General features: G+C 72.3%; 27 protein-coding genes and 1 pseudogene. 16 read left to right on the top strand and 12 right to left on the bottom strand.

Annotation, left to right across the window (positions count from 1 at the left end):
• Window positions 1-19 precede the first annotated feature (19 nt).
• The gene (locus tag ACIGXJ_RS07565) at window positions 20-1,333 is read right to left on the bottom strand and encodes a M28 family metallopeptidase (protein ID WP_399642387.1); all 1,314 of its coding nucleotides are present in this window, start codon (window positions 1,331-1,333) and stop codon (window positions 20-22) included.
• Between the two features lie 188 nt (window positions 1,334-1,521).
• Window positions 1,522-2,514, bottom strand: a complete 993-nt coding sequence (locus ACIGXJ_RS07560) for a class I SAM-dependent methyltransferase (RefSeq protein WP_399642386.1) — start codon at window positions 2,512-2,514, stop codon at window positions 1,522-1,524.
• A gap of 280 nt (window positions 2,515-2,794) precedes the next feature.
• On the opposite strand from ACIGXJ_RS07560, the gene ACIGXJ_RS07555 reads away from it, so the two are divergent.
• Window positions 2,795-4,126, top strand: a complete 1,332-nt coding sequence (locus ACIGXJ_RS07555) for a phosphatase PAP2 family protein (protein ID WP_399642385.1) — start codon at window positions 2,795-2,797, stop codon at window positions 4,124-4,126.
• Window positions 4,127-4,204: 78 nt separating this feature from the next.
• On the opposite strand, the gene ACIGXJ_RS07550 is transcribed toward ACIGXJ_RS07555, so the two are convergent.
• Window positions 4,205-4,720 (bottom strand): hypothetical protein, encoded by a 516-nt coding sequence (locus ACIGXJ_RS07550; RefSeq protein ID WP_399642384.1) that lies wholly within the window; start codon window positions 4,718-4,720, stop codon window positions 4,205-4,207.
• A 330-nt stretch (window positions 4,721-5,050) separates the two neighbouring features.
• Here ACIGXJ_RS07550 and ACIGXJ_RS07545 point away from each other — a divergent pair, with 330 nt between their 5' ends.
• From ACIGXJ_RS07545 to katG, 5 genes are all read left to right on the top strand, one after another.
• Window positions 5,051-6,529, top strand: coding sequence for a glutamate--cysteine ligase (locus ACIGXJ_RS07545; RefSeq protein ID WP_399642383.1), 1,479 nt, complete (start codon window positions 5,051-5,053; stop codon window positions 6,527-6,529).
• 134 nt (window positions 6,530-6,663) lie between these two features.
• The gene (locus tag ACIGXJ_RS07540; protein ID WP_399642382.1) at window positions 6,664-7,086 is read left to right on the top strand and encodes a cytidine deaminase; all 423 of its coding nucleotides are present in this window, start codon (window positions 6,664-6,666) and stop codon (window positions 7,084-7,086) included.
• Between the two features lie 251 nt (window positions 7,087-7,337).
• The gene (locus ACIGXJ_RS07535; protein WP_399642381.1) at window positions 7,338-8,753 is read left to right on the top strand and encodes a phosphotransferase; all 1,416 of its coding nucleotides are present in this window, start codon (window positions 7,338-7,340) and stop codon (window positions 8,751-8,753) included.
• Window positions 8,754-8,812: 59 nt separating this feature from the next.
• Complete coding sequence (locus ACIGXJ_RS07530; RefSeq protein WP_399642789.1) at window positions 8,813-9,274, top strand: NUDIX domain-containing protein; 462 nt, start codon at window positions 8,813-8,815, stop codon at window positions 9,272-9,274.
• Between the two features lie 389 nt (window positions 9,275-9,663).
• Window positions 9,664-11,853: a catalase/peroxidase HPI gene (katG, locus tag ACIGXJ_RS07525; RefSeq protein ID WP_399642380.1), complete on the top strand. Its 2,190-nt coding sequence runs from the start codon at window positions 9,664-9,666 to the stop codon at window positions 11,851-11,853.
• A 51-nt stretch (window positions 11,854-11,904) separates the two neighbouring features.
• Here katG and ACIGXJ_RS07520 read toward each other — a convergent pair whose 3' ends face one another.
• Window positions 11,905-12,933, bottom strand: a complete 1,029-nt coding sequence (locus ACIGXJ_RS07520) for a saccharopine dehydrogenase family protein (protein ID WP_399642378.1) — start codon at window positions 12,931-12,933, stop codon at window positions 11,905-11,907.
• Window positions 12,934-13,098: 165 nt separating this feature from the next.
• Between ACIGXJ_RS07520 and ACIGXJ_RS07515 the strand changes: the two genes are divergently transcribed.
• A complete protein-coding gene (locus ACIGXJ_RS07515; RefSeq protein ID WP_399642377.1) occupies window positions 13,099-14,043 on the top strand; it encodes a helix-turn-helix domain-containing protein in 945 nt (314 codons plus the stop codon).
• On the opposite strand, the gene ACIGXJ_RS07510 is transcribed toward ACIGXJ_RS07515, so the two are convergent.
• Together ACIGXJ_RS07510 and ACIGXJ_RS07505 are read right to left on the bottom strand one after the other, a co-directional pair.
• A complete protein-coding gene (locus ACIGXJ_RS07510; RefSeq protein WP_399642788.1) occupies window positions 14,044-14,433 on the bottom strand; it encodes a VOC family protein in 390 nt (129 codons plus the stop codon). It lies immediately after the preceding gene.
• A gap of 45 nt (window positions 14,434-14,478) precedes the next feature.
• A pseudogene (locus ACIGXJ_RS07505) lies at window positions 14,479-15,066 on the bottom strand (TetR/AcrR family transcriptional regulator); the annotation flags it as partial.
• A gap of 146 nt (window positions 15,067-15,212) precedes the next feature.
• Here ACIGXJ_RS07505 and ACIGXJ_RS07500 point away from each other — a divergent pair.
• On the top strand, window positions 15,213-16,139 hold the full coding sequence (locus tag ACIGXJ_RS07500; RefSeq protein ID WP_399642376.1) for an NAD(P)-dependent oxidoreductase: 927 nt from the start codon (window positions 15,213-15,215) through the stop codon (window positions 16,137-16,139).
• Window positions 16,140-16,211: 72 nt separating this feature from the next.
• Window positions 16,212-16,676 carry a DUF6098 family protein gene (locus ACIGXJ_RS07495; RefSeq protein ID WP_399642374.1) on the top strand — a complete coding sequence of 155 codons (465 nt, stop codon included), beginning with the start codon at window positions 16,212-16,214 and terminating at the stop codon, window positions 16,674-16,676.
• A gap of 114 nt (window positions 16,677-16,790) precedes the next feature.
• Here the strand turns inward: ACIGXJ_RS07495 and ACIGXJ_RS07490 are convergent, their stop codons facing one another.
• Window positions 16,791-16,955 (bottom strand): hypothetical protein, encoded by a 165-nt coding sequence (locus tag ACIGXJ_RS07490; protein ID WP_399642372.1) that lies wholly within the window; start codon window positions 16,953-16,955, stop codon window positions 16,791-16,793.
• 141 nt (window positions 16,956-17,096) lie between these two features.
• Between ACIGXJ_RS07490 and ACIGXJ_RS07485 the strand changes: the two genes are divergently transcribed.
• A complete protein-coding gene (locus tag ACIGXJ_RS07485; RefSeq protein ID WP_399642370.1) occupies window positions 17,097-17,600 on the top strand; it encodes a hypothetical protein in 504 nt (167 codons plus the stop codon).
• A 26-nt stretch (window positions 17,601-17,626) separates the two neighbouring features.
• Here the strand turns inward: ACIGXJ_RS07485 and ACIGXJ_RS07480 are convergent, their stop codons facing one another.
• From ACIGXJ_RS07480 to ACIGXJ_RS07460, 5 genes are all read right to left on the bottom strand, one after another.
• The gene (locus ACIGXJ_RS07480) at window positions 17,627-17,872 is read right to left on the bottom strand and encodes a hypothetical protein (RefSeq protein WP_399642369.1); all 246 of its coding nucleotides are present in this window, start codon (window positions 17,870-17,872) and stop codon (window positions 17,627-17,629) included.
• 173 nt (window positions 17,873-18,045) lie between these two features.
• The gene (locus ACIGXJ_RS07475) at window positions 18,046-19,008 is read right to left on the bottom strand and encodes a polysaccharide deacetylase family protein (RefSeq protein WP_399642368.1); all 963 of its coding nucleotides are present in this window, start codon (window positions 19,006-19,008) and stop codon (window positions 18,046-18,048) included.
• 14 nt (window positions 19,009-19,022) lie between these two features.
• A complete protein-coding gene (locus ACIGXJ_RS07470) occupies window positions 19,023-20,024 on the bottom strand; it encodes a glycoside hydrolase family 11 protein (protein WP_399642366.1) in 1,002 nt (333 codons plus the stop codon).
• A 264-nt stretch (window positions 20,025-20,288) separates the two neighbouring features.
• The gene (locus ACIGXJ_RS07465) at window positions 20,289-20,684 is read right to left on the bottom strand and encodes a VOC family protein (protein ID WP_399642364.1); all 396 of its coding nucleotides are present in this window, start codon (window positions 20,682-20,684) and stop codon (window positions 20,289-20,291) included.
• A 243-nt stretch (window positions 20,685-20,927) separates the two neighbouring features.
• Window positions 20,928-21,542 (bottom strand): hemerythrin domain-containing protein, encoded by a 615-nt coding sequence (locus ACIGXJ_RS07460; protein WP_399642363.1) that lies wholly within the window; start codon window positions 21,540-21,542, stop codon window positions 20,928-20,930.
• Window positions 21,543-21,715: 173 nt separating this feature from the next.
• On the opposite strand from ACIGXJ_RS07460, the gene ACIGXJ_RS07455 reads away from it, so the two are divergent.
• The 6 genes from ACIGXJ_RS07455 (at window position 21,716) to ACIGXJ_RS07430 (ending at window position 26,800) form a co-directional block, all read left to right on the top strand.
• A complete protein-coding gene (locus ACIGXJ_RS07455; protein WP_399642361.1) occupies window positions 21,716-21,943 on the top strand; it encodes a DUF5133 domain-containing protein in 228 nt (75 codons plus the stop codon).
• Between the two features lie 47 nt (window positions 21,944-21,990).
• Window positions 21,991-22,665 carry a YqjF family protein gene (locus tag ACIGXJ_RS07450; protein ID WP_399642787.1) on the top strand — a complete coding sequence of 225 codons (675 nt, stop codon included), beginning with the start codon at window positions 21,991-21,993 and terminating at the stop codon, window positions 22,663-22,665.
• Window positions 22,622-23,269, top strand: coding sequence for a hypothetical protein (locus tag ACIGXJ_RS07445; RefSeq protein WP_399642360.1), 648 nt, complete (start codon window positions 22,622-22,624; stop codon window positions 23,267-23,269). The genes ACIGXJ_RS07450 and ACIGXJ_RS07445 overlap by 44 nt, the downstream gene beginning before the upstream one ends.
• A gap of 94 nt (window positions 23,270-23,363) precedes the next feature.
• The gene (locus ACIGXJ_RS07440; protein ID WP_399642358.1) at window positions 23,364-23,747 is read left to right on the top strand and encodes a hypothetical protein; all 384 of its coding nucleotides are present in this window, start codon (window positions 23,364-23,366) and stop codon (window positions 23,745-23,747) included.
• 81 nt (window positions 23,748-23,828) lie between these two features.
• On the top strand, window positions 23,829-26,312 hold the full coding sequence (locus ACIGXJ_RS07435; protein ID WP_399642357.1) for a molybdopterin oxidoreductase family protein: 2,484 nt from the start codon (window positions 23,829-23,831) through the stop codon (window positions 26,310-26,312).
• Window positions 26,309-26,800: a hypothetical protein gene (locus tag ACIGXJ_RS07430; RefSeq protein WP_399642356.1), complete on the top strand. Its 492-nt coding sequence runs from the start codon at window positions 26,309-26,311 to the stop codon at window positions 26,798-26,800. The genes ACIGXJ_RS07435 and ACIGXJ_RS07430 overlap by 4 nt, the downstream gene beginning before the upstream one ends.

Genomic DNA, 26,800 nt, shown 5'->3' with positions numbered 1-26,800 from the left:
CCCGCGGCCGCCGACTCCCTTACGGGAAGGTCAGCTTGAAGCTGTTGATGTAGCCGGTGTCGTACGCGGCCCGGTCCTGGACGCGCAGCCGCCAGGTGCCGTTAGCGACCTCGGAGGAGGCGTTGACCGTGTAGGTGGTCCTGACGTCGTCGGCCGAGTCGGAGGACGAGTACGGCTTGAGGTTGTAGACGCTGCCGTCGGGCGCGACGAGGTCGACGACCAGGTCACCGCGGTAGGTGTGGACGATGTCCACGCCGACGGAGAGGTTGCTGGGCGCGTTGCCGGTGACGCCGCTGACGGTGACGGAGGAGGTCACCGCGGCGCCGTTGTCGGGGATGGACACGTCGGCGGTGTTCTCGAAGACCTTGCCCGGCGGGGGCGTCGTCCCGGAGGACAGGGTCCAGATCGCGTGGGCGATGGCGTCGCTGTTGCGGTCCAGGGCCGTGTCGTTGATGTTCGCGGTGGTGTCGCAGGAGGAGTGGTAGCAGCGGTCGAAGGCCTGACCGGCCGTGCCGCCCCACTTCTGGGCCTGCGCCGAGGTCTTGGTGTAGTCGGCGCCGGTGAACAGGCCGCCGACGGGTATGCCCGCGTTCTTGAACGGCGCGTGGTCGGAGCGGCCGTCGCCCTCGGTCTCGATCTCGGTGGGTATGCCGAGGCCGGCGAAGTAGTCCTTGAACGTCTTCTCGATGGTCGGGTCGTCGTCGTAGACGAAGTAGCCCGGGTTGGGCGAGCCGATCATGTCGAAGTTCAGATAGCCGGTGAGCTTCGCGCGCTCGGTGGACGGCAGGTTGTTGACGTAGTACTTCGAGCCGACGAGGCCGAGTTCCTCAGCGCCCCACCAGCCGAACCGGAGGTGCTTGGTGGGCTGGTAGCCGGCCCGGGAGACGGCGAGCGCGGTCTCCAGGATCGCCGCCGAGCCGGAGCCGTTGTCGTTGATGCCCGGGCCGGAGGTCACCGAGTCGAGGTGCGAGCCGGCCATGAGGACCTGGTTCGGGTCGCCGCCGGGCCAGTCGGCGACGAGGTTGTAGCCGGTGGCGCCGTTGTACGTGAACTGCTGGACGGTCGTGGTGAATCCGGCCGCGTCCAGCTTCGCCTTCACGAAGTCGATGGACGCCCTGTAGCCGGCCCGGCCGTGGGCGCGGTTGCCGCCGTTGGCGGTGGCGATGGACTGGAGGTCGGCGAGGTGCTGCTTGACGTTGGCCACCGATATGTCGGGCGCGGCGGCCGTGCCGGCCTCCTCGGCGGTGGCGGCGGGGACGGGCCCGGTGAGCGCGGCGGCGAGAGCGACGGCGCCGGCGAGAGCCAGGGCATGTCTGTGGACGGAGAAGGTCATGTGGGGGCTCCGTGACTTCCGAACTGAGGATGGGTTGCGGAACGTACGAGACGCCCCGCGGCATCGGTGATGCGGGGCGCTGGAGCTGTGTGGTGCCTGTGCCTGGTGCGGCCGTGCGGGTGAATGTTCGACTAATGCCTGACTCATCGTCAAGAGGGCCGACCGGACAGCCTGTTCGTACGGCGCGTTCAGCGCGCGGCCTCGCCCGCCTTCCAGCCCCACGCGGTGAGCATGCCGGCCGACAGCGCGGCGCACTCGTCGGAGTCCAGGTACCGCACCGCCGCGTCGACCGCGGCGTCGTCGACCAGCCCGGTCGCGAGCATCGCCGCCCTGCCGCGCTGCCAGGTGTCTGCCCAGAAGCGGCTGATGGGGCTGCCCGGCAGCAGCGGCGGCACATGGACCTCGGCGCCCACCCGCGTGAGCCCCGCCGCGCGCAGCAGCCGCGGGTACGACGGCACCCAGGAGACGTCGGTGCCGATGGTGGCGCGCAGCCCCCGCCACATGGCACGCATCGCCGTCGTGTACGGCGTGGCGGGCGCGCCGTCGCCGGTCAGGTCGACGGCGTCGGAGAGCACCAGGACCCCGCCGGGCTCGACGAGCTCGGCCAGCGCCCTGATCAGGCGCTCGCGCTCGGGCAGGTGCATCAGCACGAAGCGGGCGTGGACGAGGCGGTGGCGGCCGGGGACAGACCCCGTGACGGTGATGTCGGTCTCCAGCGGTTCCAGGCCGGGCACGGGCCGCTCGGCGAGGAACCGTACGTCACGGTCCACGGCGAGCACACAGCTCACGCCGGCCTCCTCGAGCAGCCGGCGCGCGACCGTGCCCGTGCCGGCCCCCACGTCCAGGCAGCGCCATCCCGGGCCGACGCCGAGGGCCCGCAGCCGCGCCATGGTGATGTCGTCGTAGGCGAGGGCGCCGAAGTCGATCCGCTCCCCCTCCCCCGCCTGCTCGGGCCGGAAGACGGCCTCGCCGTAGCGGCCGCCGTCGCCGAGGCGGTCCGCGTCACCGCGGCGGCCACCGTGGCCCTCTCGGCCTTCGTCACCGTAGCGGCCGCCGTCGCCGAGGCGGTCCGCGTCACCGTGGCGGCCACCGTGGCCCTCTCGGCCTTCGTCACCGTAGCGGCCACCGACGCCGAGGCGGTCCGCGTCACCGTGGCGGTCCCCGTCGTCGGGCACTCTCATGGCCGGACCTCTTCGCGTGCTGGAACGGTGCCGGGCGGGCCGCTCCTGGGCGCCGCCCCGGGCATCTTCTCCGCCGCCGGCCGCGCCGCCGCCCGGGGCGCGCCGCACGGGAACGGAAAGGCCGGCTTTCGGCTCGTACCTGACGGGAGGAAACCGGCGAGCACCCCGATAGCATGTTCGACCTCGCGGTGATCAGCCAGTCGCCCGACTGACCTATCGGCATATAACTGACAAATCGGCCTGACAATTGAGATCTATAGCATCGCGGGACCTCCCGCGAATGAACAAAAGAATCAGCAAGGCCCTATGGGGCGCGGTGGGCGCGGTGGCCCTCGCGTTCCTGGTCGCGCTGGAGATCGCCGCACGGCACTACGGCATCCCGGGGCCGATGACCAATCAGGTCAAGGAGGTGATATTCACCCCTAAATCAGGGCCCCTGCTGTACGCCAGCATGGCGTTGATGATGGTGGTGCTCCCCCGGCGGGAGCGGTTCATCGCACTGGGTGCCGCGGTCGGTATCGACCTGGTCTTCTTCCTGGTGCGGTGGGCGGCCGACATCGAGAGCAGCAGAAGCTATCCCTTCGGCAACGGCGCCCTGTGGGTGGTCATCGGCTGTGCGGTCGTCGCCGTGACCCGCCGCACCGGCGAGGACCGTGTGCTGCTGCTGAAGGGCGTGGGGCTGGGCCTGCTGCTGGTGACCGGGCGCAAGACCGGCGACGCCTGGCTGCTCATCACCGCCAAGACCCGCCCGCAGGTGCTCGACCAGTACGTGGCGCTCGCCGATCGCGCGCTGGGCTACCCGTCCTGGGTGGCCGGGCGGATCGTGGAGTCCACCGGTTCCGTCGGGGCCCATGTCCTCGACTGGGTCTACATCCAGCTCGCGGTGGCCGCGGTGGCGGTCTCGCTGTACCAGCTGCGGCATGTGGCGGCCGAGCGGCGCTTCCCGCGCCATCACCTGGTGCGCACTTTCCTGACGATCGGGCTTCTCGGCCCCGGCATCTACATGCTCTTTCCGGTGGTCGGGCCGATCTTCATCTACGGCGCCGACGGCGGGACGTGGGCCGTCGCCGAATTGTGGCCGCACACGCTGCCGCCGACGGGCGTGCCGCAGCACATGCCGTTCAACGATTACATCCCCCGCAATTGCATGCCGAGCCTGCACACCGCCTGGGCCACGGCGATCTTCATCCATTCCCGCAAGGGCCCGAGGCTCCTGCGCTACGCGGGCACGTTCTGGCTGATCGCCACCCTCGGCGCGACGCTGGGATTCGGCTATCACTACGGCTCCGACATCGTCGCCGGTGTGGTGTTCACGGTCACCATCGAGGCCGCGCTGCGCTCACAGGCCCGCGACTGGGACCGCTCGGGAATGCGGCTCGCCGCCTATGGTGCGGCCGTGTTCGCCGCGATGCTCGTGTCGTACCGCTTCCTGCCGACGCAGATGGCCGCCTGTCCGTGGCTGGCCGGGCCGCTGCTGATGCTCGCCATGGCCTCGGTGGTCTACGGCTTCGTCCGGGTCACCCGGCAGTGGGAGAAGACCCCTGGTGTGCCCGCGCCCGCCGCCCCTCGGACCGGCGACGGCGCTCCCGCGGAACTCGCCGCGACGCCCTGACCGGGCTTCGGCCGCGCGGTGGGCGAACGGTGGGAGGGCGGTCCCGGACGGGCCGCCCTCCCGCCGTTGCGGGTGCTGTCAGCAGCCGCCGCAGTTGTAGTAGGTGACGTCCCAGTGGTTGCCCTCGTCGGCGTAGACGTTTCCGGAGCCGGACCGCCACTGCGGGGCGCCGTCGCCGCGCAGGCCGATGTAGGTGAAGGTGTTCTTGATGTAGCTGCCGATGCACGTGTACTTGCTGTAGTCGAGCTTGTAGCCGTTCCAGTGCGAGTACGTGCCCGAGGCGTGGCCGGTCTCCGTGCCGCCGGTGATGTTCAGGGCGCAGCCGCTGGCCCGCTTGAGGGTCTGCGCGCCCTGGGCGGTGGCCAGGTTGAGCTGCTCGAAGGACGTACACGTGGAGTTGTAGCGGTCGGAGCAGTTCCCGGACGACGACCAGGTGATGCCGACCTCCCGGAACATCGCGGTGGCGGTGGCGTGGCTGATCTTCGTCACCGCGAAGGCCTCGCCGGCGGTGCCGACGACGGCGGCGCCCGGGGCGACGACGAGGGCGAGAGCGGTCAGAACCGAGCGCAGCTTCAGGGCCTTGGGGAGTTTCATGCGGAGACCTTCCTGCGAGGGGCCATGGTTCGTGTACGGCGGCGGTGCTGGGCAGTGCGAGCGGTGCGAGCGGTGCGGGCAGTGCTGGCGGTGCACGACGATGGTGCCGGGGTCTACGCGCGTTGGCCAGAGGACAAACCGGAACGGACGGGTTTCCGCGATCCCGCGGCGTCACAGGCGTGCACGGGGACTCCCGGCGACCCTGCGCACCGCGCGGGTGACGTACGGCTACGGGACCGGGCGCGTGGAAGGCACCGCATGGTCGGAGTCGGCGGGTGGTGCGACGCTGGGATGTGCGGGGGTCCCTGACGGGCGACCTGGGAGGGCCGAATGGGACGGGACGTTCCGGCGATGGTCTTCACCCGCGAGGACCGCCGCCGGTACCGGATCAAGATGCAGGGGTGTCTCGACGCCCTCGCGCAGATGCTGCGCGAGGAACGGTTCGAGAGTGAGCGGCCCCAGGTGGGCCTGGAGATCGAACTGAACCTGGTCGACGACGCGGCCGAGCCGGCCATGCGCAACCTCGACGTCCTGGAGTCCATCGCCGATCCGGCATGGTCCACGGAACTGGGCCGGTTCAACCTGGAGATCAACGTTCCGCCCCGTCGGCTGACGGCCGGCGGCCCCGACTCCTGGGAGTCCGAGATCCGCGACGCGCTCAACCACGCCGAGGAGCGCGCGCGGTCGGTCGGGGCGCACCTCGTCATGGTCGGCCTGCTGCCCACGCTGCGGCAGGAGGACGTGAACGAGGCCGCGCTGTCCGACAATCCGCGCTACCGGCTGCTCAACGACCAGATCTTCGCGGCCCGGGGCGAGGACCTGCTGATCGAGGTCAGCGGTGTCGACCGGCTGCGCACGTACGCGGACACGATCACTCCGGAGGCCGCGTGCACGAGTACGCAGTTCCATCTCCAGGTGTCTCCGGAGGAGTTCGCCGGTTACTGGAACGCGGCGCAGGCGATCGCCGGGGTGCAGGTGGCGCTGGCCGCCAACGGGCCCTTCCTGTTCGGCAGGGAGCTGTGGCACGAGACGCGCATCCCGCTGTTCGAGCAGGCCACCGACACACGCCCGCAGGAGATCAAGGTGCAGGGGGTGCGGCCCCGCGTGTGGTTCGGCGAGCGGTGGATCAACAGCGTGTTCGACCTCTTCGAGGAGAACCTGCGGTACTTCCCCGCGCTGCTGCCGCTGAGCGACGACGAGGACCCGCTGGAGACCCTCGGCCGCGGTGACATCCCGGAGCTGTCCGAACTCACCCTCCACAACGGCACCATCTACCGCTGGAACCGTCCCGTCTACGCCGTCGCGCACGACCGGCCGCACCTGCGGGTGGAGAACCGCGTACTGCCGGCGGGCCCCACGGTCGCCGACACCCTCGCCAACGGCGCGTTCTACTACGGCCTCACCCGGGCGCTCGTGGAGGAGGACCGGCCCGTGTGGTCGCGCATGTCCTTCGCCGTCGCCGAGGACAACCTCCACGCGGCCGCCCGGCACGGCATGGACGCCGGCCTCTACTGGCCCGGCGCGGGCGAGGTCCCCGTACCCGAACTCGTCCTACGTCGCCTGCTGCCGCTGGCCCACCGCGGCCTGGAGCTCTCAGGCATGGACGCCGCCTGGCGCGAACCGCTCCTCGGCATCATCGAGCAGCGGTGCGTGACGGCCCGCAACGGCGCCGTCTGGCAGAAGGAAGAGGTCCACCACATCGAGGACCACGACCACTGCACCCGCCACGAGGCCCTGCGCCGCATGACGAAGACGTACATCGACTACATGCACCTCAACGCTCCCGTCCATACCTGGCCCGTCGACTGACGCCACGTCAGGGACCGGCGCCGGGGCGGGGCGCCACCTCGCGGCCCCCGAACCCGCCCGCGGGCCTCCGATACGCGCTTGCGCAAGATCGTCATGTGGTCCACCGTCGGCCTGTACCGAGGAAGGCGGAGAACATGACCACGCACCCCGACCGGGCCGGCGACGCACCCGACCACGAACTCGTCCGCGCCGCGGCCGAGGTGGCTCGTACGCGCTGCCGCGGCGACCACCACACCATGGCGGCCGCGGGGCGCGCCCCCGACGGCCGGATCGTCACCGCGGTGAACGCCTACCACTTCACGGGAGGCCCGTGCGCGGAGCTGGTCCTCATCGGTACCGCGGCGGCGCAGGGGATCTACGAGCTGGACACGATCGTCGCCGTGGGCGACCGCGACCGGGGGGTCGTCCCGCCGTGCGGCCGGTGCCGTCAGGCGCTGCTCGACTACTTCCCCCGCCTGAAGGTCGTCGTCGGCACAGGCGACCGCGTGCGGGCGGTGCCCATTGCCGACCTGCTGCCGGAGAGCTACGTCTGGGCCGACCACCAGCTCGACGACTAGAGGATTTCAGCCAACCGGGGCTCACTCGTGCGCTCTTGCGGGACAAGGGTCCGTGTAGCGCACACCTTCGGACAACCGCTCAGCGTCGGGCTCCACGGCCCGACCGAAAGACATGTGTTCGAAATCCGGCCGGCGTCGTTGAACCGGGCGACACCGTCGTGAGCGTCAGGAAGGGGAACGACGTTGGCATCGGCCGGAGCACTCCGCCCCGCGGACCACCGCAGCCGCCGCAGGGCACACCGGAGTACGTCATGAGCGGCGGGCGGCAGCGGCACCGCGAGCCCGTCGACGTGCATCTGATCGCGCGCCGGGACACCGCCGCGGGCCCGGAGATCCTGCTCTCCCGTCGCGCCGGGGAGGTGTACGCCGCCGGGCTGTGGCACCTGCCGTCCGGGCACCTCGACGGCCCGCACGAGGACGTCGTCGACGCGCTGATCCGGGAGGCGGCCGAGGAGACCGGCCTCGTCATCGACCGGGCCGAGGTCCGCTTCGCGGTGGTGGTGCACCACCGCGGCCCCGGCGGGCGCACCCGGACCGGCCTGTTCTTCGAGGTCCGGGCATGGCGTGGCACGCCGGGCATCGGAGAGCCGGCCGTGTGCGACGCGATGGGCTGGTACGGACTGGACGAGCTGCCCTCACCCATGGTGGCGTACTGCCGGGCCGGACTGGACGCCTACCGGAACGGCCGTCCGATGGCCGTGCACTTCCAGGAGCCGGACGATCCGATCGCCTGCACGCCGGACGCCGACCGGCTGTACTGCCCGCCCGCGGTCACCGACCCGGCTAGCGGGCAGCCCCCGCCGGAGGCACGGGAGTTCGCCGAGCGCGCGGTGGGCCGTGTCGCCGGGTGGACGGACGTCTCCTGGGCCCGGCGGGACAGACGGGTGTGGCGGGCGCACGGTGCGGCCGGCGGCGTCTGGTTCGTGAAGACACACCGGAGCGAGCGGTTCCATGAGCGGGAGGTGCGGGCCTACCGGACGTGGGTGCCGGCTCTCGGGGCGGCCGCGCCCCGGCTGGTGGCCACCGACGCGGCCCTGCGTACGGTCGTGGTCACCGCGGTGCCGGGCCGGCCGCTGCACGGCGTGCCTCTGTCCGCCGCGGAGGAACGCCGGGTCTTCCACGGCATCGGGGCGCTCGCCCGGTCGATCCACCGCAGCGCCGCCCGCCCGGACCGAGGCCCGGCCGTCGACAAGGCCGAACGGCATCTCGCCGGCGCCCGGGACCATCTCGCCCCGGGCGACACCGAGTTCGTGCGCTCACTGGTGGAGCGGGCGGGGGAACCGGCCCCGCTGGAGTGTGTGCACACCCACGGGGACCTCCAGCTCCGCAACATCCTGCGCGCCGGCGACGGCACCCTGGCGGTGATCGACTTCGAGCGCAGCGAGCCCGGCCCCGCGGTCCGGGACCTCGTCCGCCTGTGCGACGCGTGGACAGGCCGCCCGGACCTGTACGAGGCGTTCCTGGCCGGGTACGGGCGCGCGCTCACCCCCTGCGAGCAGGAGCGCCTCGTCGTGGAAGCCGCCCTGGACTCCGTGTCCGGCATCCGGTTCGGCATCGCCCACGGCGACCCCGAGCTCGTCGAGCGCGGCCGGCGCACCCTCGCCCGGCTGCGCGCCCAGACCCTGATCCCCGTCCCCGCTGTTCCCGTGCGAGGAGGCACACCGTGACCCCTGAGGCGCCGACCGGCCGCGTATGGCTGCCGCCCGCGCAGTACGCCGAGACGCTGATGAAGGCCACCGGCTTCGCCTGCGTCTTCTTCACCGACGAGGCCGACCGGCCCCTGCAGCTGCGCTCCGTCTACAGCGCGGACCACCCGTGGCAGCTGGCCGGCGGCACCATGGACCCCGGGGAGCGGCCCTGGCAGACCGCCGCGCGGGAGTGCCGGGAGGAGACCGGCATCACGGTGGAGGGACCGACAGCGCTGCTCGCGGTGGTCTACGGGCTGCCCGGCGGCGAGTGGCCCTACAGCACGATGGGCGTCGTCTTCGACGGCGGCCGGCTCACCGAGGCGCAGATCGAGTCCATCGTGCTGGACCCGGAGGAGCACGACGAGGTGCGGGTCCTCGCGCTCGACGCCTGGCGGCCGCTGATGCCGCCGAGAGACTTCGCCCGGCTGAGCTCGGTGATGGAGGCCCGGCGCACGGGCGTCACCGCCTACTTCGACACCTGGGACTGGGAGACGGCGTGAGCCTGCCGCCTACGGCGAGGGCGCGGCGGTAGGCGGTAGGCGGTAGGCGGTAGGCGGTAGGCGGTAGCGGCAAGGTGGCAGGCGGCAGGCGGACTCCTCGGCCGGGGCGCCGGTCTCCGTCAGCGGGTTCCCGACCCTGGTGACGGGCGACGGCGACCGGCCCGGCGTGCCCGAGGTGCGAACTCCGTCGCCCCGGGCACCCGCGACCGGAACACCCGGGGCGACGGCGGGGCCGACGTCTCCCGCCAGGACGACGACGGCGTCCCGGCCCCGCGCGAGAAAGGCACCCGCCGGCGCCCTGCGTGTTCTCGTGGCCGCGCCGTCATCGGTGCGCAACCATGAAAGACGGCGGTTAAGGACATTCGGAACAGACAGGAAGAAGGTCGGACGTGTCCGGCAGTGAAAGCGAGAACCCGGCAATTCCCTCCCCCACCCCGACGTCGACCCGGCCCCGGACGAATCGGGACTGGTGGCCGAATCAGCTGGATCTTCAGGTTCTCCATCAGCACTCGCCCCGGTCCAATCCGATGGACGAGGACTTCGACTACGCGAAGGAGTTCTCGACCCTCGACCTGGAGGCGCTGAAGCGGGACGTCTTCGAGGTGATGACGACGTCCCAGGACTGGTGGCCGGCGGACTACGGCCACTACGGGCCGCTCTTCATCCGGATGAGCTGGCACGCCGCGGGCACGTACCGCATCGCGGACGGCCGGGGCGGCGGCGGCTCGGGCGCGCAGCGCTTCGCCCCGCTGAACAGCTGGCCCGACAACGCGAGCCTGGACAAGGCGCGCCGGCTGCTGTGGCCGGTCAAGCAGAAGTACGGCCGGAAGATCTCCTGGGCCGACCTGCTGGTCTTCGCCGGCAACTGCGCCATGGAGTCGATGGGCTTCAAGACGTTCGGCTTCGGCTTCGGCCGGGAGGACATCTGGGAGCCCGAGGAGATCTTCTGGGGCCCGGAGGACACCTGGCTCGGCGACGAGCGCTACACCGGCGACCGGGAACTGAGCGGCCCCTTCGGCGCCGTGCAGATGGGACTGATCTACGTCAATCCCGAGGGGCCGAACGGCAATCCGGACCCGCTGGCGGCGGCCAGGGACATCCGCGAGACGTTCGGGCGGATGGCCATGAACGACGAGGAGACGGTCGCGCTGATCGTCGGCGGCCACACCTTCGGCAAGTGCCACGGCGCGGTCGACCCCTCCTACATCGGCGCGGAGCCCGAGGCGGCCCCCCTGGAGCAGCAGGGCATCGGCTGGCGGAACACCTACGGCACCGGCGTGGGCCCCCACGCGCTCACCAGCGGGCTGGAGGGCGCCTGGACCAACGAGCCCACGCGCTGGGACAACGGGTTCCTGGACAACCTGTACCGCTACGACTGGGAGCTGACCACCAGCCCGGCCGGCGCGAAGCAGTGGAAGCCGACGGACCCCGCGGCGCAGGACACGGTGCCCGACGCGCACGACCCGTCGAAGCGCCACGCCCCGATGATGCTGACGACGGACCTCGCGCTGAAGCTCGACCCGGTCTACGGGCCGATCTCGAAGAGGTTCCACGAGAACCCGGACGAACTGGCGCTGGCGTTCGCCAAGGCCTGGTACAAGCTGCTGCACCGCGACATGGGCCCGCTGTCGCGCTACCTCGGCCCGTGGGTGCCCGAGCCGCAGCTGTGGCAGGACCCCGTCCCGGACGTCGATCACGAACTGGTCGGCGCCGAGGACATCGCCGCGCTCAAGCGCACGATCCTCGCCTCGGGGCTGTCCGTCCCCCAGCTGGTCACCACCGCCTGGGCCTCGGCGGCGAGCTTCCGCGGCACCGACAAGCGCGGCGGAGCCAACGGCGCACGCCTCCGGCTCGCACCGCAGAAGGACTGGGAGGTCAACGACCTGCCCGAGATCAGGGAGGCGATCCAGACCCTCGAACGGATCGGGCAGGAGTTCAACGACGCCCAGTCGGGCGGGAAGAAGGTCTCCCTCGCCGACCTGATCGTCCTCGGCGGCTGCGCGGCCGTGGAGCAGGCGGCGCAGCGGGCCGGGTTCGACATCACGGTGCCGTTCGCACCCGGGCGCACGGACGCCTCGCAGGAGCAGACCGACGCGGACACGTTCGCCGTGCTGGAACCCGAGGCGGACGGCTTCCGCAACTACCTGCAGGCCGGGGAGAAGCTGTCGCCCGAGACGCTCCTGCTAGACCGCGCCAACATGCTGACCCTCACGGCCCCCGAGATGACGGTGCTGATCGGCGGCATGCGCGCGCTGAACGCCGGCTTCAAGGGTGCCCCGCACGGCATTCTCACCCAGCGGCCGGAGACGCTCACCACCGACTTCTTCGTGAACCTCCTCGACATGGGCACGGAGTGGAAGCCGTCCACCGACACCGAGAACGTCTTCGAGGGCCGCGACCGCGCCACCGGCGAGGTCAAGTGGACGGCGACCGCCGTCGACCTGGTCTTCGGCGCCAACTCCCAGCTGCGCGCCCTGGCGGAGGTGTACGCCTCCCGTGACGCGGGCGAGAAGTTCGTCCGTGACTTCGTCACGGCGTGGGACAAGGTGATGAACCTCGACCGGTTCGACCTGCGCTGACCCGCGCCCCGGTCGGCCGCACGCCGGCCGACCGGGGCGTGCCGCCGCCCGTCAGGCCGGCAGGTCCACGGTGAGGTGCGGGGACAGCGCGCGCAGGAAGTCGGCCGCGTCGAAGAGCGCGCCGGCGGAGGCGACGCCGGTCGTGCGGGTCCGCCCCGTGAGGACGCGGCGGACGGCTTCCACGGCGAGCGGCGCGGTGACGGCGTAGATGTCCCGGCCCCTGGCCACGGCCCGCCGCTCGCTGTCGCCGGAGCGTACGACGACGTCGACCAGGAAGGTCTGGTCGGACCGCCCGGCCTCGTCGACGGCGGCCGGGGCCGGTGTGCCGGGGTCGCGCACCTCCTGGGCGGCCTCGGCGGTCATATAGGTGCGCACCTCGGGGACGGAGAGGTGACTGGGGAGGGTGACGACGTCGGCCATCGTGAACTCGCCGACGACCGTCCGCGGGCCCAGCGGGTCGGGGAACGTCCACTTCACCAGCGGCGCTTCGTCGTGGCGGTACTGCAGCCGCCCGTCGCGGTGGACGACGCGGGCGCCGCCGCGCCGCTCTCCGGAGACCCGGCCCGCGACGCGTGTCCCGGCGGTGGGGTGCCAGTTGCTCAGCGCGTAGGCGATGTGCGCCTCGTCCGCCGCGGTCCAGTCGCCCATCGCGGCGGTGGCGAGCAGGTCGCCGAGGCCGCCGAAGAAGGCCATCGCCGGTACGACCACCGCACCCGCGGCGCGGGCCCGGTCGGTGAAGTGGGCGAAGGTGTCGGCGTTGGCCTCGATCTCGGCGGCCACGTCCACGTACGGGATCCCGGCGCGCAGGGCCGCCTCGACGACGGGAGCGGCCGTCGACGCGAAGGGTCCGGCGCAGTTGATCACCGCCGACGACCCGGCGAGCGCCCGGTCGAGCGAGGCCGGGTCGTCGGCCGACGCGGGACGGGCCTCGTGTCCGGACTCCGCCGCCAGCGCGTGCAGCTTGTCCGCGTCACGGCCGGCCAGGACCGGGACGAACCCGCGTCCGCGCAGCTCCGCCACCACGAACCGCCCGGTGTGCCCGTACGCGCCGAACACCGTCACGCTCTGTCCCGCCGCCATGACCTCTCCCCTGCTCTCGACTGATCGCGTGATCGACTGATCGGTCGATCGCGTGATCGAGTGATCGAGTGATCGAGTGACCGGCTGATCGCTCGAGGCCATCCTGTCCGGGCGGAACAGCCGATCGTGAGTGTCCGGAACGACATGACCCGTACACTTCCGGACATGGCCACTGTCGCGCTCGCCGTCACCGACGGGATGCTCCACCTCGAACTGTCCATGGCGTACGAGGTGTTCGGCTCCGCGCCGGCCGGGGTGACGGTCCCCTGGTACGAGGTCGCGGTCTGCGGGCCGGTCCCCGTGCGGGTGGGCCGGTTCCTGCTGGAGCCCGACCACGGGCTCGGCCGGCTCCGGGAGGCCGGCACCGTGATCGTGCCGGGCTGGGCCGATGTGGACGTGGAGCCGCCCGCGGAGCTGGTCGACGCGGTGCGCGCGGCCCACGAGGCGGGGGCGCGGGTGGTGTCGCTGTGCACGGGCGCGTTCGTGCTGGCGGCGGCCGGGCTGCTGGACGGGAAGCGGGCGACGACCCACTGGGCGCACACCGATGTGCTGGCCGCCCGGTATCCCCGGGTGGAGGTCGACCCGGACGTGCTCTACGTGGACAACGGCAGCGTGCTGACCTCGGCGGGGAAGGCGGCGGCGATGGACCTGTGTCTGCATCTGGTGCGGCTCGACCACGGTTCGGCGGTCGCCAACGCGGCCGCCCGCCGGCTCGTCGTACCGCCGCACCGGGCCGGCGGGCAGGCGCAGTTCGTGGCCACTCCGGTGCCCGCGCGGGACGACCATCCGCTGGCGGCGCTGTTCCCGTGGATCGTCGAGCGGCTGGACCGGCCGCTGACCGTGGAGGACCTGGCCCGGCAGGCGGGGATGAGCTCACGCCATCTGGGCCGCCACTTCAGGGCGGCGACCGGCACCACGCCGCTGCAGTGGCTGCTGACCCAGCGGATCCGGCGCGCCCAGGAGCTGCTGGAGCGGACCGACGACAGCGTCGACGCGATCGCGACGGCGACCGGGATGGGCACCGCCACGACCTTGCGCCGGCACTTCAACCGCACGGTCGGCGTGCCTCCGGACACCTACCGGCGTACGTTCCGCTCGCGGGCCGGCTGATCAGCTCAGGTAGTGGGCGCGGCCGTCGTCGTCGAGATCGACCGGGCCCTCCGGGATGACGCAGAACTCGTTGCCCTCGGGATCGGCCATCACCAGGAAGCCGCTGTCCGCGTACTCCTCCAGCCTGCGCCCGCCGAGCGCCTCGACGCGGCTCTGTTCCGCGGCCGGGTCGGGCGAACTGACGTCGAAGTGCATGCGGTTCTTTCCCGACCGGGGCGCGTCGGTGCGCTGGAAGCCGAGTCCGAGACCGTCCTTCCGCTCCAGCCACACATAGGGGCCGACGCGGCCTCCGACCGGCCGGTCCAGCAGGGTGGACCAGAACGCGGCGAGCCGTTCGGGGTCGTGGGCGTCGACGACCAGGGCGTTGATCTTCATAGGTGTGTCCGCCATGCCGTGATCCTCGCAGAGCGGCCGGTGCCCGCGCAGGGCGCCCTTCTCGGTCGCGGCGGCGTCGAGCAGCGGGCCGAGCTGGTCGGCGACCGCCCTCAGCGCGCGGACGTCACGCTCGGCGCGGGCGATGAGCAGGGCGCCCTCCAGGGCGCTGATCATGAGCGTGGCGAGCGGCTCGGAGCGGGCGGCGGGGACGCCCAGGTCCGCCAGGGCGCGGGCGACCGGTGCGGTCCAGGTGGCGAAGGCGGCGGAGGCGGCCTGACGGGTGGAGTCGGCGGACTCGGCCCGGTCGACCGTGGCGGCGGCGACCGGGCAGCCGCCGGCGAAGCCCTGGGTCTGGTACTCGTCCGTCCACTGCCGCACCATCGCGGCGAACAGCCCGCTGGGGGTGGGCTCTTCGAGCGCGGCGAGGAAGCGTGCGACGCGTTTCCCGGCGTACCGGCCGGCCCAGGCGACGGCCTCGTTGACGAGCTGTTCCTTGCCGCCCGGGAAGTAGTGCTGGAGGGAGCCGCGGGGCGCGCCGGCGTGCGCGGCGACCTCGCGCATTCCGGTGGCGGCGACCCCGTCGCGCCGGATGAGCTGGGCCGCGCTGAAGACCATCCGCTCTCGCGGACCGTGTTCGGACCCCGACATCCTCGACCTCCCTCAGCCGTCCGGCGCGTGCGCGCTCCACTCTATGACCGCTGTCATAGAGGCGGCTACTATGACCGCTGTCATAACCCCGGATCGCCGGGACGTCGCGGCTCCGCCCGGGTGCGGGCCGGGAAGGCTGGTGCGTCATGTACGTCGGTTTCGTCGGCCTCGGTGTCATGGGGCAGCCCATGGCCCTCAACCTCGCCCGCGCCGGCACCCCGCTGATCGTGTGGAACCGCACGCCCGCCCGGTGCGCACCCCTGCGCGCGGCCGGCGCCGAGGTCGCGGCCGGGCCCGCCGAGGTCTTCGAGCGGGCCGGGACCGTGTTCCTGATGCTGGCCGACGAGCACGCCGTGGACGCCGTGCTGGGCCGGGGCACGGCCGCGTTCGCCGCCCGCGTCGCGGGCCGCACCGTCGTGCATATGGGCACGACCTCGGCCGTGTACTCGGAGGGTCTGCGGGCCGACATCCGCGCGGCGGGCGGCCGGTACGTGGAGGCGCCGGTGTCGGGGTCCCGGGTCCCGGCCGAGCAGGGCCGGCTGGTGGGGATGCTGGCGGGCGACGAGGACGCCGTGGCGGCCGTCCGTCCCCTGCTCGCGCCCGTGTGCCACGAGGTGTTCGACTGCGGCCCGGTGCCGGGGGCGCTGCTGATGAAGTTCTCGGTGAACCTCTTCCTGATCACTTTGGTCACCGGGCTGGCCGAGGCGTTCCACTTCGCCGGCCGGCACGGCCTGGACCAGCGGCTGCTGCGGGACGTCCTGGACGCGGGGCCGATGGCGAGCGCGGTGTCCCGGACGAAGGCGCCGAAGCTGGTGGAGCGGGACTTCGCGGTGCAGGCGGCGGCCGCGGACGTGCTGAAGAACAACCGGCTGATCGCCGAGGCCGCCCGCGCGGCCGAGGTGGCCTCCCCCCTGCTCGACGTCTGCCACGCCCTGTACGGCGAGACGGTCGCGCAGGGGCACGGCGGCGAGGACATGGCGGCCGTACTGCGCGCGCTGGAGTCACGGACGGCCGGCGCCCGCGGCACATCACCTGGCGCGGACGGGGCACACGGGCTGGTGTACGGCCCATGAGACGTGCGGCGACGCGGGAGACGGCCGATACGGCCGATGTCTCCGGCGCCGCCCGCCACGCGGGAGAACCAGATGGACCAGAACCACACGCTGCGCACCGACCTGCCGACCTTCACCAGCCTCGATGAGCTGACCCGCCTCGTCACCCGCCGCCGCGGGCTGTACGTGCGCTGGTCACGCGGCCCGCACGTCGACCTGTCGGACGTGAGCAGCCGGGACGAGCTGACCGGCGTGAAGCTGCCGGGGCTGTCGGCCAGCCCGCTGGACATCGAGGAGTGGTGGGGTGAGCGGCCGGTGCGCGTCTGGGTGGCCCGGCGGCTGTACGACTACTGCCATCTGCCGCAGGTGAGGGGCGGCCCGACCCGGCCGTGGATCCTGCACGGCGCCGAGTCCGGCCGCGGCCCCGACAACGAGCCCCTGGTCACGGACGTCGAACCGCTGGGCTGGATCGCCGAACAGGTCATCGAGGAGGCGACCCGCGTCATCACGGAGCAGCCCGGGCCGTGGGGGCCGCTCGACCGCAACCAGCGGGACTGAGACCGCAACCCACGGCACAGACACAGGGCGCCGCTGTGGCGCGCCGCGGTGCGCGCCCGCCGGGTGGCCGGGGGGCGGCGCCGCACACGAGGTGAAGGGGCGGTCCGGCCGTCTCTACGTCCCCTCGTCCTCGGTCTCCGCGAGGCGCCCGGAGCCGTAGTCGAGGCGGCGGGCCGTCTCCACGAGGGGAGTGAGCGGGTCGCGGCGCAGGGGGCGCCAGCGGGCGGCGGAGCGCGTGCGGTGGCGGACCGCGCGCCAGGCCCTCTTCAGAAGGAACATTTCGGCAGCATTCGCCACGGTCCGCCACCCCTTCCGATGCATAGAAATATCCACCAACATGAACCTCCCGTGTCCGGCGGTCCTGGCCGCAAGGGGGAAGTGCGCCCTGCTGACAGGGCTGACCGAGACCGGAGGTAGGCCATGCGAGATCCCGACCGGCGGCCCAGGGAGTGGCTGGCCGCCGCCGCCTGCGACCCACGGGAGTGCAAGCGGCAGTGGCGTTCGGCGGCCGGGGTCGCCCTGCTGGTCTGCGGGCGGTTCTGGGACGTGCTGAGCGTGTCGGAGGAACTGGGCGTGCGGGCGCTCGACGTCCTGCTGTGCATTCCCCAGCCGCCCGGGCCCGCGCTCGCGGACGCCGCCTCCCGCCGGATCGGGTTCTTCCTGCCGCCGGACCCGGGCGGCGGCTGGGTCGGGCCCGACATCCGGTACCTGGGCCGGGGCGCGCGGATCGTCGCGCCCGCGCCCGACCGGGTCGCGGGGCCGCTGCGCTGGCTGGTCCCGCCCGACGGCCTCGGCACCCTGTTCGTGCCCGCGGCGATGGAGCTGGCCCTGCAACAGGCGGTCGCCTCGCTGGCCGCGCAGGCCACGGACCGGCGGCGCTGTCCCACGTGCGGGGCGCCCACCGCCGGCCCGGCCCGCGGGTGACCGTCCGGCCGCGCGGCGGGCTGCGGTCATCCGCCGCCGGGCAGCTCGGCCGTGGCACGCGACGGCTCCCCGATCGTCGAGGGCGCCGCGACCAGGGCCGTCCACTGGGCGTCCCGGACGCCCGGCATCGTACGGCCACGGGCCTGCCACTCCCTGACCAGAGCGGCGTAGATGGGCGGATGCGGCAGGGCTGCCCCGTCGGGGGCGCCGTACCGTGGCCGTCGGCTCTCGCCCGCCAGGACGAGGCACCCGGGGGTGACTGTTCGGTTCATGCTGCTGCCAACGCGGCTGTGTGCGCGGGCGGTACGCGGGACCGGGCGGATGGCCCGGTTCAGGGGAAACGGTGTCCCTCTTTCGGGGCCATGGGCTTGTCCGACAAATACGGCCCCGGAGCAGGGGTGCGGCGCGGCAGCGGGGAGCTGCCGCGCCACGAGGGTGCCGCCGGTCAGCCGGCCGTACAGGTGACGGTCGGCCAGGTGCGGTTGCCGTTGTGCTGGATGGTGACGCCCCAGTTGTTGCCGCTGCCGTTCGGTTTCGCGGTCAGCACCTGTGCGCTGGGGTAGCTCGCGGTGACGTTCCAGGTGGCGATGACCCTGGCCGGGGAGGGCACCGTCATCGTCACCGTCCAGGTGCTGGAGCCGGCGACCGAGACATTGAGGTTGTAGCGGTCGCTCCACTGCTGGCCCGCGGACAGGGTGGCCGTGCAGCCGGTGCCGCCGCCACCGCCGGTACCGCCGCCGTCGGGGGCCACGGCGCGGCCGGTCTGCGGGGAGATCATCCCGGCGCACAGGCCGCGGGCGGCCAGGTTCTGCGCGATGCGCGGGATCGCGGCGAGCGTGTTGGCGGACCAGTCGTGCATCAGGATGACCTGGCCGGCGGTGAGGCGGCCCGCGGCCTGCACGATCGCGTCGGTGCTCGCGCCGTTCCAGTCCTGCGAGTCGACGTCCCAGAGAACCTCGGTCAGCCCGTACTTGGCCTCGACCGTGCGCACGGTCGCGTTGGTCTCCCCGTACGGCGGCCGGAACAGCCGGGGCGTGCCGCCGCCCGCGGCCGCGATCGCCTGCTGGGTGCGGGAGATCTCCGAGTCGATCTGCGCCTGGGACAGGGTGGTCAGGTGCGGATGTGTGTAGCTGTGGTTCGCCACCCACATCCCGGCGGTGACCTGCGCCCGCACCTGGGACGGGTTGGCAGCCGCGTACTGGCCCTCGTTGAACATCGTGGCCCGCAGCCCGTTCTGGGTGAGGGCGTTCAGCAGGGCGGGGGTGTTGGAGGACGGGCCGTCGTCGAAGGTGAGGCCGACGTAGCCGGAGCAGGCGGCGGCCTGCGCGGGGGCGGACTGCGCGGTGAGCGTGCCGGCCAGGGCCATGACGGCGACCGCCAGTTTCGCGAGCAGGGGACGGAATCTCATCGACCGCTCTCCCTTCAGGCCGTCGAACAGGAGACGGTGGGCCAGTTCCAGTTGCCGTTCGGCTGGATGGTGACGCCCCAGTTGTTGCCGCTGCCGTTCGGGCGCGCGGTCAGCACCTGTGCGCTGGGGTAGCTCGCGGTGACGTTCCAGGTCGCGAGGACCTTGGCGGGCGAGGGGATGTTCATGGTGACGGTCCAGTTGGTGGCGCCGGTGACCGACACGTTGAGGTTGTAGCGGTCGCTCCACTGCTGGCCCGCCGTCAGGGTCGCCGTGCAGCCGGTGCCGCCGCCACCGCCACCGCCGCCGCCCGAACCGGTGCCGCCGACCGTGATGTTGGAGCTGCCGCTGCTCTGGTAGCCCTCGGTCGCCATGATCATGTAGTAGCTGAAGCTGCCGATGGGCATGCCGGCGCGGGCCCAGGCGTCGAAGTGGTTGCCGGTGGTGATGGTGCCGCCGGTCCGCTTCGACTGGCGGACGCTCCAGTACTGGTCGAAGGTGCGGTTGCCTTCGACGGAGGGGGCGTTGTACCGCGTCGTCTTGTAGATGTCGTACGTGCCGCCGTCGCTGGTGACCGTGCCCATGAAGGTGCCGGTGGGCCGGTAGGTGCCCCAGTTGTCGACGATGTAGTACTCCACGAGCGGGTTGGACATCCAGCCGTAGAGCGCGAGATAGGCGTTCCCGGACGGGTTGAACGTGCCGGAGTAGGTCACGCTCCTGCGGCCGCCGTTGCTCCAGCCCTTGCCTGCGACGAAGTTGCCCGTGTTGCTCCACCGCGTGCTGTAGTTCCCGCCGGAGCCCAGGTTCATGGAGACGGTGCCCTGGGAGTCGGTCCAGAACGAGTAGTAGTAGCCGTCGTTCGTCCCGGTCTGGTTCGTCGTGACGACCGTGTCCGCGTGCGCGGTCCCGGGGAGCAGCAGTGCGGCCATGGCCATCAGCAGCAGTGCGCAGGCGCTGCTGACCACCGACCGGAGACGGCCGGGCCGGCGTGGCCGGTGGTGTGCGGGTGCTTGGTTCATGTGCGCGTTCCTCCACGTCCTCGTGAGGGTGGGGTGGGGCCCTGTCAACGGCGCCAGTGTTGGTCTGGGCACGTCAACTGTCAATAGTTTCGACTTTCCGAGCGAAACATTCGAAGCGGGCACAGGCCCAATGAACGCGTGAATCCCCAGTTCAGAGGTATCGACTACACGTCGACGGATGTACCGGAGGAGCGACCCAGTCACAGATCAGGAGACCTGGACTCACCTTCATCGAAACTTTCGACCGCTCCCCGGACGGAGTGCTCAGCTCTCCTGCAGCACCGCCAGGACGTTCCCGGCAGGGTCCGTGAACCACGCGATCGCCGCCGGTCCGTCGCCGCTGCCACCGCGCACGACACCCTTGGCGTCCTGGTCGAAGCCGGAGTAGCGCTCCAGAGTGACGCCGCGCCGCTCCAGTTCGTCGACGGCCCCGTCGATGTCGTCGACGGGGAAGTTCAGGATCGTGAAGCTCGCCGGGGTGTGGTTCTCCTTGGGGTAGACGAAGACCCTCGCGCCGCTGCCGAGAGTGAGGGTCAGCATCCGCATGTCGCCCTCTCCGACCACCTCCGCCTGGAGGCCGAGGGTCTCGCCGTAGAACCGGCGGGCCTCGTCGAGGTCGTCGACCGAGAAGCCGCTGAACGCCTGCGTTTGTCCGAACATGCCGGGTCTCTCCTTCGCGGGATGAACCGTGGGGAGCTTTCAGGGCACACCAGACGCGCCGCGGGAAGGGGGTGCGCCACGCGGGCGGCGTCCGGATGGGGTGCGCCCTTCACCCTGCGACGGGGCGTACGCGCGAAGGAGTACGTCAGCGGGGCCGGACGTCGAAGGAGGCCCGCCCCACGCGCCGCACCCCGGCGGGTGCGCATGGGACGGGCCTCCTTCGACGTCCGGCTACGGGCGGGCTCAGCCCTCGGCCTTGCCCACTTCCTGGGCCAGTTCGTCCTTGGTCATCGAGGAGCGGCCCTCCACGCCGAGGTCCTTCGCCTTGTCGTACAGCTCCGCGCGCGTCATGCCCTCGGTGCCGCCCTGCTCGGCCTGCCCACCGCCCTGCCGCGCTCCGCCTTCGGCGGCCTTGAGGGGCTCGCCGACCAGCTTGCGGGCCCGCCGGGCGGCGAACTGCAGGCCCAGCTCACGCAGCCGGTCGGAGTCGACGGCCTCGCGCAGTGCGGGGAGGACGTCGTTCTCCTCCTCCTCGATGTGGTGCTCGACGGCACCGATCCACTCCTCGAGGGCGCGGTCGAACTCCTCGCTCTCCCAGTCCATCTCCAGCAGATGCTTGCCCTGGCTCTCCGCCTCGTGGTGCTCCTCGGCGGCGTGCTCGACCTCCGCCTTCTCTCCGGCCTCCTTGGCGACGACCGGGTAGATCCTGTCCTCCTCGGCCTCGCTGTGCGCCTCCAGCATGGCCACGGCCAGCGGAAGCGCCAGCGGCCGGGAGCTCCGGTCCGACTTCATCATGTCGAACAGTCGCTTCAGCTCGCGGTGGTCGGTGGTGACCATGGTGATGAGGTCGTCGGCCATGGCGGGACACTCTCCTCGTGGTTCGCCTGAGCACGGGTTCTTCCCCCGTCGTGCAGACGACGAGTTACCGCACCGGCCGCGCTGATGCATGCGACGCGCCGGTGATTGGCATCCTCCGACCTGGGCACACGGGGGTACGGCCCATGTGAACACCGCGACGACGGAGGCTTCCGATGCTGATGGCACATCCTGCTGTTCTGAAGAACCTGATCGAGCAGTACGAGACGCTGCGCATCCTGCATGCCGAGGACGGGAGCCCCGGAGTGCGCCAGAGGATGGACGACGTCGCCTACACGCTGTGCGTGGCGACCGGTACCCGTGACATAGACGCCGCGCTGATCGCGGCGCGCCACCGGCTGCCCGGCGCCAGGCCCGAGGACGACTCCCTGCTGACCACCTGACGCCGCCCCCCCCGAAGCCCGGGAGAGCCTCCGTGAGCGCGCCGGTCATGCGGGCCGGCTGGCTGCGACAGACGTTCGTCCACTGGCCCTACCCGCCGGACAGCGTGCAGGCGCTCCTGCCCGAGGGTCTGACCGTGGACTGCTACGACGGTTCCGCATGGGTCGGTCTGACCCCCTTCGTCATGGCGGACGTGCGGCCGCCCGGGGTGCCCGCCTCCCTCCCCGGGCTGCCGGTGTTCGCGGAGACCAACCTGCGGACGTACGTCCGGCGGCCGGGCGGGAAGGACGGACTGTGGTTCCTGTCCCTGGAGGTGGCCTGCCCGCTGATGCTGGCGGCCCGTGCCGTGGGAGCGCCGTACCACATGGGAACCCTGCGTGTGGGTGAGGGCGACGGCATCCTCACCTACGAGGGTGCGCGATGGGGTGGTGGCCCCTCCTACCGGCTGGTCGTCCGTCCGGGTGCGCCGCTCGTGCCGACGGACAGGGATGTCTGGCTCACCGCGCGGTGGCGGGCCTACACCCGTCGGTTCGGGAGACTGTGGGAGATGCCGGTCCAGCACGAGCCATGGCCGCTGGCCGACGCCGTCGTCGAGGAACTCGACGAGACACTGCTCGCCGCGGCAGGACTCGCCCCACCGGACAGCGAGCCCCTGGTGCACTATTCGGAGGGCGTACGGCATGTGCGGCTCGGGGTCTCCGCTCCGGCAGCGCCGGCGCGCTAGCCGCTCTCGGCTCCGCTTCGACGGCTGTATCGCGGGCCTGGGCTGCGCCTCGGGGACCCGGATCGTCCTCGGACACTGGCAGCGGTCGCCGTTCGGGCCGTTCAGCGACGTGATGATCGAGCGAGCCGACGGGCAGCGGCTGCTGCTCGCCCCGACCCGCCGTACGGCCGACTTCGTGAGCGGCACGTACACCTTCGACGCGGTGCAGGTGGTGCCGGTCCGGGTGCGGGTGGAAGCCGGCACCTGGACGGTCGCCGCGGGTCCGCTCGCCCTGCGCTTCACCGTCGGCCGGCGAGGGGCACTCGGCCTGCTGCTGCGCGCCGTGCCCGGTGCGGTCGCCTCCCGTCCGGCGTGGAGTGCGCTGACGTACTGGCCGGCCCGGCTGCTCCCGGGCGGGGTGCGAACGCGCGGCAGCGCCGGAGCCGGGCGCCGCGAGTGGTACGGCGTACGGGACCTGCGGCCGATCACCTCCGGGTCGGCAACCCTGAACGGCCATGACCTCGGGGGCCGCGCGCCCGTCGAGCCACCCGTGCGTTTCGGGTTCGGTTCGGTGCCCCGCGCGCCCGCTGTCGTCAGGGTGACCACCACCGTGGAGCTGCCGTGAGGGAGCGGCGCGACCGCGGCCGTCGTTTCCCCGCGGTCCGGACCGGGTACCCGGCGAGCCTTCCGAGGCCGGGGGCGAGTCGAAGGGACGGGTCATGGGCGAGGCGCGGGTTCCGCCGCAGGCGGCGGTGGTCGCGGCGGCGCACGGCGCGTTCAACGTCGTGGGCGGGCTGTGGCCGCTGCTGCATCTGCGCAGCTTCGAGTGGGTCTTCGGGCCGAAGCGCGATGTGTGGCTGCAGATGACGACGGGCGGGCTGCTGGTCTCCGCCGGTGTCGCCCAGCTGGCGGCGGTACCCGCCCCGTGGGGTCCGGCCCACGCCCGGCGGATCGGTCTCGGCACGGCGGTCACGCTGCTGGGCGTCGATCTCGTCTACGTCCCCAAGGGGCGGATCCGGCCGACCTACCTCCTGGACGCCGCGATGCAGGCCGGCTGGATCTACGCCTGGCTGCGCACCCGGTCGGGGTCGGCCGGGCCCTGAGGGGCGTGTCGGGGCGGTGGTGAGGGGTACCGGGGGACGCGCGGCGCGTACGGCGCCGGCGCGGCTCTCGTGGAGGTGGACGTGGACGCTTCGGTGGACCGGATCGCTCAGCCGTGGGGCAGTCGTACCCCGTACGGGCGGCACGAGGCGTGGCCCGAGCGGGTGGACACCTGTCTGGAGGCGGGCGTCGAGCCCGGCCGGGTGCAGCGGTGGGTGCAGACGGCGTCGCTGCTGCACTCGGACGGGGACGCGATGGACATCGCGGTCGCGGACGGCCGGATCGTGGGGGTGCGCGGCCGGGCGCAGGACCGCGTCAACCACGGACGGCTCGGCCCGAAGGACCTCTTCGCCTGGCGCGCCAACGCCTCCCCCGACCGGCTGACGCGGCCCCTGGTGCGCGAGGCCGGGCGGCTGGTGGAGTGCGACTGGGCGACCGCGATGGACAGGGTCGTGACGCGCTCCAAGGAGCTGCTGGAGGAACGCGGTCCCGGGTCGATCGGCTTCTACACCACCGGGCAGCTGTTCCTGGAGGAGTACTACACCCTCGCCGTCCTCGCCCGGGCCGGGATCGGCACCAACCACCTGGACGGCAACACCCGCCTGTGCACGTCGACGGCCGCCGAGGCGCTGAAGGAGTCCTTCGGCTGCGACGGACAGCCCGGCACGTTCGACGACATCGACCACGCCGACGTGATCGCGCTGTTCGGCCACAACATCGCCGAGACCCAGCCCGTGCAGTGGATGCGCGTCCTGGACCGGCTGGAGGGGAGCGACCCGCCCCGCCTGGTGTGCGTCGACCCGCGGCCCACGCCGGTGGCCCGCGCGGCGACCGTGCATCTGGCTCCGCGCGCGGGGACCAACGTGGCGCTGCTCAACGCCCTGCTGCACGAGATCATCCGCACCGGCCGCGTCGACCACGCCTACGTCGAGGCGCACACGGTCGGCTTCGAGGAACTGGCGTCCCGGGTGCAGGAGTGCACTCCCGAGTGGGCCGCCGGCATCTGTGACGTGCCGGCCGGCCGGATCCGAGAGGCCGCCGAGGTCCTCGGCACGGCGGAGCGGCTGCTGTCGACGGTGCTGCAGGGCTTCTATCAGTCCCATCAGGCGACCGCGGCCGCCGTGCAGGTCAACAACCTGCACCTGATCCGCGGCATGCTGGGCCGGCCCGGCGCCGGAGTGCTGCAGATGAACGGCCAGCCCACGGCCCAGAACACCCGCGAGTGCGGCGCCGACGGAGACCTGCCGGGGTTCCGCAACTGGCAGAACGACAGCCATGTGGCCGACCTGGCGCGCGTGTGGAACGTCGAGCCGGAGGCGATCCCGCACTACGCGCCGCCGACCCACGCGATGCAGATGTTCCGCTACGCCGAGCAGGGCTCGATCCGCATGCTGTGGATCAGCGGCACCAACCCGGCGGTGTCGCTTCCCGAGCTGTCCCGCATCCGGTCGGTGCTGGAGCAGGACCGGCTGTTCGTGGTGGTGCAGGACCTGTTCCTCACCGAGACCGCCCAGCTGGCGGACGTGGTGCTGCCGGCGGCGACCTGGGGTGAGAAGACCGGCACGTTCACCAACGCCGACCGCACCGTGCACCTGTCCGACAAGGCCGTGGAGCCGCCCGGTGAGGCCCGGCCGGACCTGGACATCTTCCTCGACTACGCCGCCCGCATGGGCTTCCGCGACAAGGACGGCGGCCCGCTCGTCACCTGGCACGACCCGGAGTCGGCGTTCGAGGCGTGGAAGCGGTGCAGCGCCGGCCGCCCCTGCGACTACACGGGCCTGACGTACGACAGGCTGCGCGGCGGCAGCGGCATCCAGTGGCCCTGCGGCGAACGGGCCCCGGACGGCACGGCCCGCCTCTACACCGACGGCATCACCTGGGCGCACCCCGACGTGTGCGAGTCGTACGGCAAGGACCTGGTCACCGGGGCCGCGGCGGAGGTGGTGGAGTACCGGTCGCTGAACCCCGACGGCAAGGGCGTGCTCAAGGCGGCCGCGTACCTGCCGCCGCACGAGGAGCCGGGCGAGGAGTACCCGTTCCAGCTGACCACGGGCCGGACGATCTACCACTTCCACACCCGTACGAAGACCGGGCGCACGCCCCAGCTGAACGGCGCGGCCCCGGACGTGTGGGTGGAGGCCTCCGCGTCGGACGCGGCCTCGCTCGGACTGGAGGAGGGCGACCTGGTGGAGGTCACGACGGCGCGCGGCGCGCTGCGGGGGCGGCTGCGGGTGACGGACCTGCGGCCGGGGCTGCTGTTCGTGCCGTTCCACTACGGCTACTGGGACACCGAGGCGGGGCACGGGCCCGGCGGGGACACGCCGGGGCGGGCCGCGAACGAGCTCACCGTCACCGACTGGGACCCGGTGTCCAAGCAGCCGCTGTTCAAGACGGCCGCGGCCGCCCTGCGCCGCGTCGAGCGGGCCGACGGCCACCACGCCCCGGCGCCGACCACCGCCGCCTCCGCGCCCGCCCGGCCCGGCCGGGTGCCCGCCACGGCCGGCGGACCCGCCGCCATGGTCACCGAGTCGGGCACCGCGCTCGGCCGTGAGGAGGACGCCCGATGAACGGCATCACCCTCGTCCTGCGCGCCCTCCACCACGGCGAGAAGCAGCTGGCCAAGGAGCTGGTGACGGCCGCGGAACGCCACCGTACCGACCACGAGGTCCATCATGTGGCCCTGGATCTCGCCGCCTGGTCGCGCGAACACGTCCAGCGGGTGGCCGACACCGGGCACGACTACGGCGTGGACCTCGGTGACGCGTCCGGGGCCCCCTCCCCCGGCTTCATGTCGGCGCTGCGCGAGAAGGCCGCCGAGGCGGTGGGCCACCGCCCCGAACCGGGCCTGCTCCTGCTGCGGGACCTGCGCGAACTGCACCTGGACGCCGCGCAGAACTCCCTGTACTGGGAGATGCTCGCGCAGACCGCGCAGGCTGCCAAGGACGACAGGCTGCTGGCGCTGGCGTCCGCCTGCCATCCGCGGACGCTGCGGCAGATGCGCTGGACCAACACCATGATCAAGATCCTGTCGCCGCAGGTCCTGTCCAGCCTGTGA

The organism is Streptomyces sp. NPDC053367 (genome assembly GCF_044545925.1).
Lineage (GTDB): Bacteria > Actinomycetota > Actinomycetes > Streptomycetales > Streptomycetaceae > Streptomyces.
The sequence above is the reverse complement of the archived record's forward strand: the minus strand, read 5'-3'. Positions and strand labels throughout refer to the sequence as shown.